A 12,942-nucleotide genomic window follows, 5' to 3' on the forward strand; every position below is an offset into this window, starting at 1 on the left:
GATCCGTCGGTACGATATGACCTCGTGACCACCTCCGAAGCCGCTGATCGGGAGCATCTCGATCTCAAGACGCAACTCGTGCGCTTCATCGTGACCGGTGGCTTCTCGGCGATCGTGGACTTCGGCCTCACGCTGCTCCTCGGCAAGTTCCTCGGGCTCGATGAGGCCCTCGCCAAGACCATCGGCTTCATCTGCGGAACCACCACCGCGTACCTGCTGAACCGCCGCTGGACCTTCAAGGCCGAGCCGTCGACCAAGCGGTTGATCGCGGTGTGGGCTCTGTACATCGCGATGTACGGCGTGCAGCTGGGTCTGTACATGGCGTTCTTCACGCTCTTCCCGCCGCCGGAGGACGGGATCGGGAGCTACGTCAACCGTCTCGTCGCCTTCGTGATCGCTCAGGGCACCGCGACCGTGGTGAACTTCATTGTGCAGCGCACGGTGATCTTCCGGTTGATGTGATGTCCTCGGCACCGCGGCCGCGGCCGCGATGGCGAGATCGGGAGGGGCATTGGCCGCGGCGAGCACTGTTCCTTCCCTGGGCGTTCGCGCTCGGCGGCGTCCTGCTGTCGCTGTGGCACGGCGGGCGGCCCTCGGTGTGGTTCGACGAGCTCGCCACCGCGTCCGCGATCGACCGCTCGCCCGGTGAGCTGTGGCACCTGCTGACGAACATCGACGCGGTGCACGGCCTCTACTACTGGTGCGTGCGCACCTTCTCCCTGGCATTCGGCATGGACGAGACCGCGTTGCGGGCCTTCTCCGCGCTCGGCGTCGGCGCGGCCACGGCGGCCTGCTACGTCCTCGCCCGCCGGCTCGGCGGCGATGTCTTCGCGCTGGTCGCGGGGATTATCGCGCTGATCCTGCCCCGGATCACCTGGGCCGGCGTCGAGGCCCGCTCGTACTCCTGGGTGATCGCCTCCGCGGCACTCGTCCTGATCGCGGCGCACCGCGCGGCGTCGGCGGCCGGTGCCCCCGGTGCCGCGACGTCAGGCGCGACCGTCATGCGGCGGGCCTGGTTCGGTTACGGTGCGGCGCTGCTCCTCGCCACGGTGCTGTTCCTCTACTCGGCGACCCTCGCGCTCGCCGTGGCGGTCGTCCTCGCCTCCGACCCGCGGACCCGCACGCGCGCCGTCCTCCGGCCGGCCGTGATCGCGTCGGTCGTCGCGATCGTCCTCGCGAGCCCGGTGGCGATCCTCGCGGCCACCCAGCGCGATCAGGTGTCGTGGCTGCGCTGGCCGGGGTGGCGGATCTTCCAGAACGTCATGGTCGACCAGTGGTTCGACCATTCCCTCGCCTTCGCCGCGGCCGCGTGGCTCGTGATCGCCGTCGCGGCGGTCCTGTGGTGGCGCCGCGGCGTCGCCGGCCCCGCCCGGACCGCGGGGGCGGCACCGTCGGACCTGGGGCCCGCGGTGCGCTACGGACTGGCGGGAGCGCTGGTACCGCTCGCGGCGATCCTGCTGGTCTCGCCGGTCGTGCCCTCGTACGTGGGGCGGTACGTGAGCTTCACGGTGCCCGGTGTGGTGCTGGTGCTCGCCGCCGCGGTCACGACGGTGGCGCGCGCCCTGCCGCGGCCGCGGGTGGCGGGCGCAGTGGTGCTCGTCGCGCTCACGGTGGCCGCGATCCCGGGCTACCTGTGGCAGCACAGCCCGCTGTCGAAGCCGGGCGGCAGCGATTTCAGCTATGCGGCGCGATACATCCGCGACAACGCGCGGCCGGGCGACTGCGTGTTCTTCCAGGTGCAGCCGAGCTGGGCGTGGCCCTCGCTGCGCATCGCGTACGACGGCCTGCCCGGGATGTTCGACGGTCTGCGGGACATGGGCGACGACGGGAACCGGCGCACCGAGGGCAAGCTCTGGGACAAGGAGAAGGGCGTCAACCAGTGGGCCTCGTGGGCTGCTGACAACTGCACGGCTGCATGGGTTCTCACAGATGCGGACCGGCCGGAGACGGACTTCCGGCAGGAGAACGGGAATCTGTGGTGGACCTTCCGTCCCTTCCAGTTCATGGGGACGGACATGCAGGTATCGCTGGACGACGGCGGCCTCGCGGTGACCCATCAGGAGCAGTTCCACATCCTGCAGGTGGTTCATCTCGTGCAGCCGGAGGCGTCATCGGGGCCGATTCCGCCCCCGCTGCCCCCGCACACCCGCCACTCCTACTGGTGAACCGCACGCCGTCGGAATGTGTGGTCATTCGTACTCACGATCATGGGAACGGATGACCACACATTGCCGGCCGGCCGGACCTCAGGCGGCCCGGGCGCCGATCGCCTCGGCGAGGGTGGTGATGACGCCCTCGGGGTCGTCAGTGAGGTGGTGCCAGGAGAAGTTCAGCACCGACCACCCCGCGACGGTGAGTGCGTTCGCCTTGTCCTGATCGCTCTGCCACCGCGCCCGGGACCGGTGGAAGGCCCAGCCGTTGATCTCGACCGCGAGCCGGATATCCGGGAAGGCGATGTCGACCCTCCATCCGCGGAAGGTGAGCTGCATGGTCCAGCCGGTGATTCCGTGCAGGTGGAGGAGTGCCAGGAAGATGCGCTCGGCCTCGGACTCGGTGTCGCCCGAGGCGATGTCGAAGATCGCTCGCGCCGCACTGATGCCTTTCGCGTGCGCGTTCCGCTCCAGCGCCTCCGACAACTCCTCCAGCGTCACGTCACCCTGCTGCAGCGCGCGGTCCATGACCTTCGCGTCGGCCATCTCAAGGACGCTCAGCGCCTTCGAGGTGACCGCGACCCCGTCGACGTCCACGACATCGGCGCGGTCCAGCGCGCGGCGACGCGTCCGGATCGCGTAGCCGTGCGTGGCGCGTAGTCGGCGAGCGACCGGCACTGTCACGCCGATCGTCGACGGCGATTCGTCGGTCATCCCGTGCCAGAACAGCGCGGTCTCCCGGTCCGCGACGCCGCCGGACAGCAGGCCCGCGACCCGGATCGCCGTCCTGTCGGTGAACGGGTGGTGTTTCGTACGGAAGAGCCCGGGCGCGATCCGGACCACTTCGTCGAGATCGACCCGAACCGCGATCATCGAATCGCTCACGCCCGCGGCGTGCAGCTCCCGCCGGGTGGCCACGCCGTCCTGCGCCGCGAACAGCAGTGCCGCATCCCTCCACATGTCAATTGGACGCACCAGCCCGGCGTGCGGTTCCCTCGCACAGGTGTGTGGTCATTCGTACTCATGATCATGAGTACGAATGACCACACGTTTTCAGTCCTTGGGCAGCTCGCGCTTGACCATCTTGCCGGTGGGGTTGCGCGGGAGGCGATCGAGGTAGACCACGTCGCGCGGGACCTTGAAGCGCGCCAGGTTCGCGCGGACGAAGTCCTTGAGCTCCTTGGTGAGTTCCTCGACGGCGTCGTCGGCCGGCGCACCGCCCTCGATCACCACGAAGGCGCGCAGGCGCTGCCCGAACTCGGGGTCGGGTACGCCGATCACCGCGGCCTCGACCACGTCGGTGCGGGTGACCAGCAGGTTCTCGACCTCGAGCGGGTAGACGTTCTCGCCGCCCGAGACGATCATGTCGTCGTCGCGGCCGTCGATGTGCAGCAGGCCGTGCTCGTCCCAGTGCCCCATGTCGCCCGACGACAGGTGGCCGTCGATGATCTGCTTGGTGCGGCCGTCGCTGTAGCCCTCGAAGGGCGCGCCGGCGCGGACGAACACGCGGCCGCGCTTGCCGATGCCCTCGACCAGCCGGTCGTTCTCGTCGTAGAGGCGCACCGTCGTCAGCACCGGGGGCTTGCCGACGGTGCCGGGCGCCGCGCGCAGGTTCCGCGGCGTGGCGACGGTGGCGACCGCGACCTCAGTGGAGCCGTAGACGTTGTAGAGCACGTCGCCGAAGACGTCCTGGAACTTCTCCGACAGCTCGGGGGAGACGGCGGACCCGGCCACGACGACAGCCTTGAGGCAGCTCGTGTCGTACTTCGCGATGGTCTCGGCCGGCAGGCCGAGCATGCGGGTGAGCATGGTGGGCACCGCGACCAGCATGTCGGCGCGGTTGTCGGCGATCAGCTTGAGCGTGTTCTCCGGGTCGAAGCGGCGCATCGTCACGGTCGTGCAGCCGACGGACATCCCGGCGGACCACATGGCGAAGCCCGTCGAGTGGAAGATCGGCGACGCGATGACGATCGTGCCGCGTCGCCGGAACGGGATCCGGTCGACCAGCATGGCCGTCGCGAGGGACGGGACCTTGCTGCGGGTCGCGCCCTTGGGCAGGCCGGTGGTGCCGGACGTGAGGATGATGAAGCCGCCCTGCTTCTCGGGCGGCGGGACGCGCTTGGCGTCGCGTCCGGCGGCGAGCTGATCGATCGTCTGCGCGCCCTCGGGGATCGCGTCGGCCTCGTCGACCCAGGTCAGATAGCGAGGCATGTCCTCGGGCAGCGCGTCGAGCAGGCTCGTGAACTCGCTGTCGTGGAACACCGCCTGCACCTTCTCGCGGGCGCAGACCTCCGCGAACTGGGGCTTGGCGAAGCCGGTGTTCATCATGGCCAGGCGCATGCCGGCGCGGGCCGCGGCGCTGATGATGAGCAGCAGGCCGCGGTGGTCGCGGGCGAGAACGGCGATCACGTCGCCGGACTTGAGGCCGGTCGCGCGCAGGCCCCGGGCCAGCGCGTTCGACTGCGCCTCGTACTGCGCGTAGGTCAGCGCGCCGCGCTCGTCGACGATGGCGGTGCGGTCGGGGCTCTCCGCCGCGCCCTTGATGACCAGCGCGGCCTGCGGGCCGTACTGCCGGTTGTAGCCGAGGGCGCGCAGCGCGACATCGGGCCGCGCGGGATCGACGACCCGCCGCTGCAGCATGCGCGTGAGGGCATGGCCCTGTGCGAACAGATCGGAGACCAGGCTCGTTTCCATGACGACGATGATAGGCGCACCGCCCCCGGTTTGTTGAGAGGGCTTCAATAGTGGCTCGGAAGACGGTGCGAGACCCGGTTCAGTACCTGGTCAGGGCCGGGTGAACCGCTCGTCGCGCCCCAGCTTGCGCAGCCGCAGCCACTCCCGGAAACCCGCGACATCGCGCCGCTGCACCAGGAAGAACCAGCCGAACCGCGCCCACTCCTGCGGGATCAACTTGCGCATGCCCGGCTGCGACTGCAGGTAGCCGCGGTTGCGGTAGGTGAAGAAGCGCTTGGTCTCGTTGTCCGGGTACTGGGTGTGCATGCGCCCGCCCAGAATCGGCCGGAACTCGTCCGCGCCGTTCGGGTGCAGGTAGGCGGTGGTCAGGCAGGTGCCGAAGGGGAGCCCCGAACGCACCAGCCGCCGATGGATCTCGACCTCGTCGCCGCGGATGAACAGCCGCAGGTCCGGCACGCCCACCGCCGCGACGGTGTCCTTCCGGAACAGCGCGCCGTTGAACAGGGACGCGATCCCCATCAGCACGTCGTCCGACGGTGCGCCCGGGTCGATCAGCTCCGACCGCTTGCGTCGCCAGACCAGGCCGCGCCGCAGGGGGAAGGCCAGCGTCTCCGGGTCGTCGATGGTGGCGACCACGGGGGAGACCTCCGCCAGGCCGTGCCGCTCGGCGGCCTCGAGCAGCGTCGCGAGAACCTGCGGGCCCTCCGGGCGGCCGTCGTCGTCGGCGAGCCAGATCCAGTCCGCACCCATCGCCAGCGCGTGCAGCATGCCGAGCGCGAAGCCGCCGGCGCCGCCGAGGTTGAAATGCGAGGGGAGGTACGTGGTCGCGACAGGCTGTGCCTCGACCAGCGCGCGCACCTGCTCCTGCGCCGCGTTGTCCACGACGATCAGGTGATCGATGGGCCGTTCCTGGGAGCTGAGCACCTCGAGGGACTTCGCCAGCAGTTCCGCGCGGTTATGCGTGACGACCACCGCGATGACCGTCTCCCGGTCGGGTCCCGCCGATGCCGATGCCGATGCCGATGCCGATGTCGATCCGGCGGCCGGACCGGGCGTGCGACCACCGTCGGGCCGCCCGTCAGTCATCCTCGGCCTCGACCATGTCGAGCACCTTGCGCACCTGGGCGCCGGCGTCGGGGCCCTCGTAGGCGGTCACGACCTCCTCGATGCCGCCCTCCTGGCGGATCTGGCCGTGGTCGATCCACATGGCGCGGTCGCACAGCTGCGCCAGGAACTCGTTGGAGTGCGACGCGAAGACGAGGATGCCCGACCGCTCGACGAGCGCCTGCAGGCGCTTGCGGGCCTTACGCATGAACTCGGCGTCGACGGCACCGATGCCCTCGTCGAGCAGCAGGATCTCGGGATCGATCGAGGTGACCACGCCCAGCGCGATCCGCACGCGCATGCCCGTCGAGTAGGTGCGCAGCGGCATGGAGAGGTAGTCGCCGAGCTCTGTGAACTCGGCGATCTCGTCGGCCTTGCGCATCATCGACTTGCGGGTCTGCCCGAGGAACAGGCCGCGGATGATGATGTTCTCCATCCCGGAGATCTCCGGGTCCATGCCCACGCCCAGGTCGAACACCGGCGCGACGCGGCCCTTGACCACCGCGGTGCCGCGGGTCGGCTCGTAGATGCCGGACAGCAGGCGCAGCAACGTCGACTTGCCGGCCCCGTTGTGGCCGACGAGGCCGACCCGGTCGCCCTCATCGAGGCTCATCGTGATGTCGCGCAGGGCCTCGACGACGACCACCTTGTCGTCGGCCATCACCTTGCCGCCGGCGGAGCCCATGACCGCGCGCTTGAGCGAGCGCGACTTCGCATCGAACACCGGGAAGTCGACGCAGGCGCCCTGCGTCCGGATCGAAACGGTCATCTCACACCCAATACGCGACTCGGGAACGGAACTGCTTCATCAGCAGCAGGGTCAGCGCCACGCCGATCACGGTGCAGCCCAGCACCACGTACCAGTGCTGCGGGTCGAAGGGCTTGCCGATCAGCGGCCCGCGCACCAGCTCGAGGTAGTGGTAGAGCGGGTTCAGCTTCACCAGCTGGGCGCGCTCGCTGTTGCCGCCGGGCACCGTGTCGAGCGTCCACACCACCGGGGTCACGTAGAACAGCAGCTGGGTGAGCGCGGTGAGCAGTGGCGAGATGTCGCGGAACCGGGTCGCCAGAATGCCGAAGAACATCGCCACCCACACCGCGGTGATCGCGAGCATCACGATCGCCGGGATGATGCTGAGCTGGGTCCACGACCAGTGCTTCGGCGGGAAGATCGCCAGCACGATCACCAGGATGATCGCGTTGTGGGCCAGGAACAGCAGTTGCCGCCACACCAATCGATACACGTGCACCGAGAGCGGCGCAGGTAGCTGTTTGATCAGTCCCTCGTTGGCGATGAACACCTCGGAGCCGTCGATGATCGAGTTCTGGATGAAGCTCCAGAGGATGAATCCGACGGTGAGCTGGGGCAGCAGGGTCGCGACGTCCGCGTTGAGCAGCACCGACCAGAGCAGTGCCAACGCACCGGCGGTGACACCGGTGGCGATGGTGATCCAGAACGGTCCGATCACGGAGCGGCGGTAACGCTGCTTGATGTCCTGCCAGCCCAGTTCCAGCCACAGCTCGCGGTGCACGACGGCACCGTCGACGAGGTCCCGGATCGCGCGCTTGAAGGTGCGCGAGTCCGAGACGAGGGGCGCCGACTGGGAGGCGGCGGGGCTATCGACGGGCACGATTCTGAAGGGTACCCGTCGCCGCCTGCGGACCCCGGCAGGTCGACGGTGCCCGCCCGCTCGGGCCCGGCACCGTCGCCGTCACAGGTACTGGCCGTGGCCCGTCTGCGACTCCGGTCCCGGCGTCATACCGGGCGGCAGCGCGCCCTGACGCATCTGCTCGAGCTGCGCCCGCGCCGCCATCTGCTGCGCGAACAGCGCGGTCTGGATGCCGTGGAAGAGGCCCTCCAGCCAGCCGACGAGCTGGGCCTGCGCGATCCGCAGCTCGGCGTCCGAGGGGGTCGACTCGTCGGTGAAGGGCAGCGCGAGCCGCTCGAGCTCGGCCTGCAGGTCGGGCGAGAGCCCGTCCTCGAGTTCCTTGATGGACGTGCGGTGGATGTCCTTGAGCCGGGCGCGGCTGGCGTCGTCGAGCGGGGCGGCGCGCACCTCCTCGAGGAGCTGCTTGATCATGGTCCCGATCCGCATCACCTTCGCCGGCTGCTCGACCATGTCGTGCAGTTCCTCGGCCGCGCCGTCGGCACCGTCCGTCGCGCCGGACGCACCGCCGTCGGCTCCGGCAGGGATGATCTCCACCTCGTTGCGATCACTCATAGCACCATTCTGGCAGCTCGACGCGGGCGGGCCACGGAGTCGTCGGTGGGGCGGTGTAATCTCCGTGCCAGTGAACACGTTCTCAGAAGGCCAGGGTGCACCCGGCCGGGCTTCGACTGCGGTTGCGGTATCCGCATTCGACGTTGCCCGCGTCCGGGGGCTCTACCCTGCGCTGGGAGACGGGTGGATCCACTTCGATCCGCAGGCAGGGGCCCAGATCCCCGGCGCGGTGTCGTCGGCGGTGGCCAACGCCTTTCGCGGGTTCGTGAGCAACCCGCACGGTGTGTACGCCGGGGCCGCCCACACTCGGGGGATCGTCCAGGCGGCCCGCACCGCGGTGGCCGATCTCGTCAACGGCAAGCCCGAGGGTGTCGTCCTCGGCCCCTCCCGGGAGCAGTTGCTCGCCTCGTTGGCGGAATCGCTGAGCGCCCGGCTCGGGCTCGGCGCGGAGATCGTGCTGTGCCGCCTCGACGACGATGCGAACGTGGCCCCGTGGCTCCGTGTCGCGGACCGGGGCGGCGGCCGCGTGAAGTGGGTCGAGGCCGATATCGAGACCGGTGAGGTCCCGGAGTGGCAGTTCGAGGAGCTCGTGAGCCAGGCCACCTCGGTGGTCGCGGTCCCGCTGGCCTCGTCCACCATCGGCACCGTCATCGACGTGGCTGCGGCGGCGAAGGCCGCGCACCGGGTGGGCGCCCTGCTCGTGGTCGACGCGACGAGTGCCGCGCCCTACGAGCTGCTCGACATCGAGCGCCTCGGGGCCGACGTGTTGCTGGTCAGCGCCAACCGCTGGGGCGGCCCGCAGGTCGCGGCGATGGCCTTCCGCGATCCGTCCATCTTCAACCGCCTGCGGGCGGTCAACCCGGACCGCGGCGCGACGGGCCCTGAACGGTTCGAGCTCGGCGAGCACCAGTACGCCATGCTCGCCGGCCTCATCGCGTCGATCGATCACCTCGCGGGGCTGGACGAGTCGTCGGTGGGTGCCCGGCGGGATCGCCTGGAGCACTCCATGTTCGGCCTGCGTCAGTACCAGCAGCGGCTCTTGTTCTACATGCTCAACTCGCTGGCCTCGGCGCCGCAGGTGGCCATCATCGGCCGCGCCGAGCGGCGGGTGCCCACGGTCTCCTTCACGCTGCCGGGCGTCCCGGCGGCGAAGGCGGCCAAGCGCCTCGCCGACAACGGCGTGTGCGCGCTGTCGAACGTGCCCAGCCGGTACTTCGCCGGGCTGGGCGTGCCCGAGTACGGGGGCGCGGTGACCGTCGGGCTGGGCCCGTACTCCACCCCGTACGACGTGGATCAGCTGGTCCGCGCGCTCGCCTCCCTGGGCTAGCGGGTGGCCCCGTCGGCGCTCGCCGCCGCGTTCGGGGCGGGGATCGTCGCCGGCCTCGGCGTGGTCCTGCCGCTCGGCGCGATCGGCATCATGCTCCTGCACGAGGGCGCCTCGAAGGGCCGCCGCCGCGCGGTGCCGGCCGCCGCCGGTGTCGGCACGGCGGACCTGTTGTTCGCGGTGCTCGCCCTCGCCGCGGGCACCGCGCTCGCGCCGATCGTCGAGCGGTGGGGCCGGTGGCCCGCCGCGGTCGGCGGCCTCCTCCTGCTCGCCGTCGCGGTTCTCATGGTGCGCAAGGCTCTTCGTCCCGCGGTGCCCGGGGCCGACGGTGCCGAGCCCGCCGGCGGGGCGACGGGCTGGGCCCGGTACGCGATGTTCTTCGGGCTGACCGTGGTCAACCCGTTCCCGCTCGTCTACTTCGGCGCGATCGCCGTCGGCCTGGGGGAGGGGCTGCACCGGCCGCCGGTCGCGGCGGCGTTCGCCGTCGGCGTGGGCATCGCCTCGTTCGGCTGGAACCTGGTGCTGATCTCGCTCGGCGCGGTCCTCCGCGCGCGCTCGACCGCGCGTATCCAGCGCGTGGTCACCGGGATCGGCGGCGGGATCGTCGCGGTGTGCGGGGTGGTCGTGCTGGTGACCGCGTTCGCCTGATCCGTCAGTCGGCGCGGAGCATCTGTTCGACGCCGGGCTTGAGCAGGTCCGCGATGCGCTCCCACGGCACTGTCACGGGCACGTAGTCGCCGATCACGTGCGCCACCCACACATACACCTCGAGTCCCTGTGCCGTCGGGAGCCAGTTCGCGAAGGTCTCGGTCTCGAGCTTGCGGTCCTGTAGGCGGAGGCTGGAATCCAGCGGTGGGACGATGGTGCGCAGACGCGAGCGGGCCGCCGCCGGGTCCCGGTACAGGTCGTCGACGGTGACGGGAGTCGCCGTCTTCGTCGCGATCACGACGGTGCCCATCGAATGATTCGGGTGAGCCGCGCCGTGCCCGTACCAGAACACTACGAGCCGGCCGGCCACGGCGCCGGCACCGATCCGGGTGACGCCGCTGCGGTCGCCGCCGGGAAGTTCACCGTCGCTGGCATCCGTCTCGGGATCGTTCTGCGGCATGCCGGCCATGCTGGTCCGCATCGCGGAGTTGAACCGCGCGGTGACCGCTGGGTCGCCGCCGGCCAGCTGTGGGGTCGTGAGCACCCGCCCGGGCTGCGATGTCGGCGTGGTGATCGCCGTGATCGTGTACCCGTGCGCAGCGACCGCGAGGGGCGCGACGGGGGCAGGGCTGCGGAAGGGACTGTAGGGGTTGGTGCTCGACGTAGCCATCGGATTCGACGGTGCCGCACTGCTGCTCGGCCCCGCGGGCACGACCGGATCGCATCCGGCGAGTAGGAGCAGCGCCGCGACGCCGGCGACCAGCCGGGGCCTCACGGCCGGGGTTCGATCGCGGCACGGTACTCGTCGGACTCGAAGAACGGCGTGAGGCGGCGGCGCAACAGATCCTCGATGACGCCGCGTTCGTCGAGGGTGGCGAGCACGGGCGGGCCGAAGCGCAGGGCCTCCTCGATCATGTCCTCGCGGCCCACGCCGAGCTCGGCCAGGAGTTCGTAGAGCGAGGCGTCGCCGTACTTGTCGAAGACGTGGTCGATGCCCTCGTCCAGGAGCGCGCGGAAGTAGTCGGTGTCGCGGAAGGTGCGCCAGAACTCGAAGATCAGCACCACCACGTCCTCGACATCGGCGTCGGTCAGCACGCCGCGGTACTCCGCCACGGAGTTGCTGCGGTGTGCGCGCCAGAAGTCCCGAACGGCGTCGGCGAGGGTCTCGTCGCCGTCGGCGGCGACCCTGCGCAGGGCGAACCGGACGCCGCGCCGAGCGGCGGCGTCCGCGCGCTGACCGAGCGCCGGGAGGGCGGGACGCAGGGCCCGCGTGGCGGCACCGGCGACGGTGCGCGTCACCGCGTTCCGGGCCAGGGCGCGCGTGGCGTCGTCGGCCGCGGACGATGCCGCCGCGTGCAGCACGGAGGCGACGGCGTCCTCGGTGACGGGGCTCTCGGAGAGCACCTGGAGCACGCGCCGGGTCAGGTCCATCTCGGTGACGGTGCTCAGCAGCTCCTCGAAGCTGCGGCTGTCGATCACCTCGTCGAGGCGGGTGGTGTCGTTGACGGTGTGCCGGTACAGGCGGCCGGCGATCTCGCCGACGAGCTCGGGGATCGCGCCCTCGACCGGGACCTGGACGGCGTACTTGGCGGCGACGGCCTTGATCATGGCGGGCGTGACGGCCTCGGCGAGCGTGAGGTCGGAGGCGACGGCGAGCGTGTTGTCCACCTCCTCGATGACCAGCGCGTGGAAGGCGTTGTCCCGGAGTTGCTTGCGTGCGAACGCGATCTGCGCCTCGAGGAGGCGGGCGGTGAGGTCGTCGATCACGGTGTCAGCACCACCTTTCCGACGGATTCGGGGGAGTCGAGGAGGTCATGGGCGGCGTTCGCCTCGGCGAACGGGAGACGGGCGGAGACGACGGGGCGCAGCGCACCGTCGGCGAACAGGGGCCAGACGTGCTCCCGGACCGCTGCCACCACCTCGGCCTTGCTGTGCGGCCCCACGGCGGGCCGGCCGCGCAGGTTGGTCGCGCTGATCCGGCCCCGTTTGCGCAGCAGTGCAGCGATGTTCAGCTCGGCGTCGACGCCGCCCTGCATGCCGATGATCACCAGCCGTCCCTGCGGCGCGAGCGCGCGGATGTTGCGCGGCAGGTACCTCGCGCCCATGATGTCGAGGATCACGTCGGCGCGGTCCCGCAGGACCTCCGCGAAATCCTCTGCGTGGTAGTCGATCACGATGTCGGCGCCCAGTTCGCGGCAACGCCGCGCCTTGTACTCCGAGCCGACGGTGACCGCCACCGTGGCACCGAGCGCCTTGCCCAGTTGGATCGCGTGCGTGCCGATGCCGCTGCCGCCGCCGTGGATCAGGAGCGTCTCACCGGCGCGCAGGCCACCCTCCATGACCACGTTCGAGTACACCGTGCAGGCGCCCTCGGGCAGGGCGGCGGCGTCGACGAGCGGGACCCCGGCGGGGACGGGCAGGCACTGCGCCGCGGGCGCGATCGCGTACTCGGCGTAGCCCCCGCCCGCCAGGAGCGCGCACACCTCGTCGCCCACAGCGATCCCGGTGACCTCCGCGCCGAGCGCGTCGACGATGCCGGCGACCTCGAGCCCGAGGATCGGGCTGGCGCCGGGCGGCGGCGGGTACAGGCCCCGACGCTGCAGCAGATCGGCCCGGTTCACCGCGGTGGCGGCCACTGCGATCCGCACCTCACCGGGTCCGGGCTCGGGAACGGGCAGGTCGACGAGCTGGAGGTTCCGCGTGGTCTCGTCGACGTCGATCGCCTTCATGGTTCATGGGTAGCACACGCGCTCCGCGGCGACCGGGTCCGCGGTGGTCCCGTGATCGCGTCCGTATCGCCGTT

General features: G+C 70.7%; 13 protein-coding genes. 4 read left to right on the forward strand and 9 right to left on the reverse strand.

Annotated features, from left to right (window positions below; genetic code table 11):
• Positions 1 to 24 precede the first annotated feature (24 nt).
• The gene (locus AXK60_RS06575) at positions 25 to 462 is read left to right on the forward strand and encodes a GtrA family protein (protein WP_068570272.1); all 438 of its coding nucleotides are present in this window, start codon (positions 25 to 27) and stop codon (positions 460 to 462) included.
• Entirely contained in the window at positions 462 to 2,165 is a 1,704-nt protein-coding gene (locus AXK60_RS06580; RefSeq protein ID WP_068570273.1) for a glycosyltransferase family 39 protein, read from the forward strand. Before AXK60_RS06575 ends, AXK60_RS06580 begins: the two co-directional genes overlap by 1 nt.
• A gap of 81 nt (positions 2,166 to 2,246) precedes the next feature.
• Here AXK60_RS06580 and AXK60_RS06585 read toward each other — a convergent pair whose 3' ends face one another.
• From AXK60_RS06585 to AXK60_RS06610, 6 genes are all read right to left on the reverse strand, one after another.
• Positions 2,247 to 3,110, reverse strand: a complete 864-nt coding sequence (locus AXK60_RS06585) for a type IV toxin-antitoxin system AbiEi family antitoxin domain-containing protein (protein WP_068570274.1) — start codon at positions 3,108 to 3,110, stop codon at positions 2,247 to 2,249.
• A gap of 93 nt (positions 3,111 to 3,203) precedes the next feature.
• Positions 3,204 to 4,844, reverse strand: coding sequence for an acyl-CoA synthetase (locus AXK60_RS06590; RefSeq protein ID WP_068570275.1), 1,641 nt, complete (start codon positions 4,842 to 4,844; stop codon positions 3,204 to 3,206).
• A gap of 90 nt (positions 4,845 to 4,934) precedes the next feature.
• Complete coding sequence (gene glfT1, locus AXK60_RS06595) at positions 4,935 to 5,930, reverse strand: galactofuranosyltransferase GlfT1 (protein ID WP_244881046.1); 996 nt, start codon at positions 5,928 to 5,930, stop codon at positions 4,935 to 4,937.
• Positions 5,923 to 6,717, reverse strand: a complete 795-nt coding sequence (gene wzt, locus AXK60_RS06600; protein WP_068570276.1) for a galactan export ABC transporter ATP-binding subunit Wzt/RfbE — start codon at positions 6,715 to 6,717, stop codon at positions 5,923 to 5,925. The genes glfT1 and wzt overlap by 8 nt, the downstream gene beginning before the upstream one ends.
• A 1-nt stretch (position 6,718) precedes the next feature.
• Complete coding sequence (wzm, locus tag AXK60_RS06605; RefSeq protein WP_068570277.1) at positions 6,719 to 7,576, reverse strand: galactan export ABC transporter permease subunit Wzm/RfbD; 858 nt, start codon at positions 7,574 to 7,576, stop codon at positions 6,719 to 6,721.
• 81 nt (positions 7,577 to 7,657) lie between these two features.
• A complete protein-coding gene (locus AXK60_RS06610; RefSeq protein WP_068570278.1) occupies positions 7,658 to 8,167 on the reverse strand; it encodes a bacterial proteasome activator family protein in 510 nt (169 codons plus the stop codon).
• A 70-nt stretch (positions 8,168 to 8,237) separates the two neighbouring features.
• On the opposite strand from AXK60_RS06610, the gene AXK60_RS06615 reads away from it, so the two are divergent.
• Both AXK60_RS06615 and AXK60_RS06620 read left to right on the forward strand, forming a co-directional pair.
• Positions 8,238 to 9,494 carry a cysteine desulfurase-like protein gene (locus tag AXK60_RS06615; protein ID WP_269451160.1) on the forward strand — a complete coding sequence of 419 codons (1,257 nt, stop codon included), beginning with the start codon at positions 8,238 to 8,240 and terminating at the stop codon, positions 9,492 to 9,494.
• Between the two features lie 3 nt (positions 9,495 to 9,497).
• Positions 9,498 to 10,139, forward strand: coding sequence for a LysE family transporter (locus tag AXK60_RS06620; protein WP_068570279.1), 642 nt, complete (start codon positions 9,498 to 9,500; stop codon positions 10,137 to 10,139).
• A 4-nt stretch (positions 10,140 to 10,143) separates the two neighbouring features.
• Here AXK60_RS06620 and AXK60_RS27560 read toward each other — a convergent pair whose 3' ends face one another.
• Genes AXK60_RS27560 through AXK60_RS06635 form a run of 3 tightly spaced genes read right to left on the reverse strand, consistent with a single transcriptional unit; the run spans position 10,144 to position 12,868 of the window.
• Positions 10,144 to 10,914 (reverse strand): hypothetical protein, encoded by a 771-nt coding sequence (locus AXK60_RS27560; RefSeq protein ID WP_231855485.1) that lies wholly within the window; start codon positions 10,912 to 10,914, stop codon positions 10,144 to 10,146.
• Positions 10,911 to 11,906: a hypothetical protein gene (locus AXK60_RS06630; RefSeq protein WP_068570280.1), complete on the reverse strand. Its 996-nt coding sequence runs from the start codon at positions 11,904 to 11,906 to the stop codon at positions 10,911 to 10,913. Before AXK60_RS06630 ends, AXK60_RS27560 begins: the two co-directional genes overlap by 4 nt.
• The gene (locus AXK60_RS06635; RefSeq protein WP_068570281.1) at positions 11,903 to 12,868 is read right to left on the reverse strand and encodes an NAD(P)H-quinone oxidoreductase; all 966 of its coding nucleotides are present in this window, start codon (positions 12,866 to 12,868) and stop codon (positions 11,903 to 11,905) included. The genes AXK60_RS06630 and AXK60_RS06635 overlap by 4 nt, the downstream gene beginning before the upstream one ends.
• Positions 12,869 to 12,942: the final 74 nt, after the last annotated feature.

It is taken from the genome of Tsukamurella pseudospumae (assembly GCF_001575195.1).
Lineage (GTDB): Bacteria > Actinomycetota > Actinomycetes > Mycobacteriales > Mycobacteriaceae > Tsukamurella > Tsukamurella pseudospumae.

What these genes read in the sequence shown, in the direction of transcription:
- AXK60_RS06590 (WP_068570275.1), bottom strand. Translation starts at nt 4,844, where the DNA reads ATGGAAACGAGCCTGGTCTCCGATCTGTTCGCACAGGGCCATGCCCTC.
- AXK60_RS06610 (WP_068570278.1), bottom strand. Translation starts at nt 8,167, where the DNA reads ATGAGTGATCGCAACGAGGTGGAGATCATCCCTGCCGGAGCCGACGGC.
- AXK60_RS06585 (WP_068570274.1), bottom strand. Translation starts at nt 3,110, where the DNA reads ATGTGGAGGGATGCGGCACTGCTGTTCGCGGCGCAGGACGGCGTGGCC.
- glfT1 (WP_244881046.1), bottom strand. Translation starts at nt 5,930, where the DNA reads ATGACTGACGGGCGGCCCGACGGTGGTCGCACGCCCGGTCCGGCCGCC.
- wzt (WP_068570276.1), bottom strand. Translation starts at nt 6,717, where the DNA reads ATGACCGTTTCGATCCGGACGCAGGGCGCCTGCGTCGACTTCCCGGTG.
- AXK60_RS06580 (WP_068570273.1), top strand. Translation starts at nt 462, where the DNA reads ATGTCCTCGGCACCGCGGCCGCGGCCGCGATGGCGAGATCGGGAGGGG.
- AXK60_RS06635 (WP_068570281.1), bottom strand. Translation starts at nt 12,868, where the DNA reads ATGAAGGCGATCGACGTCGACGAGACCACGCGGAACCTCCAGCTCGTC.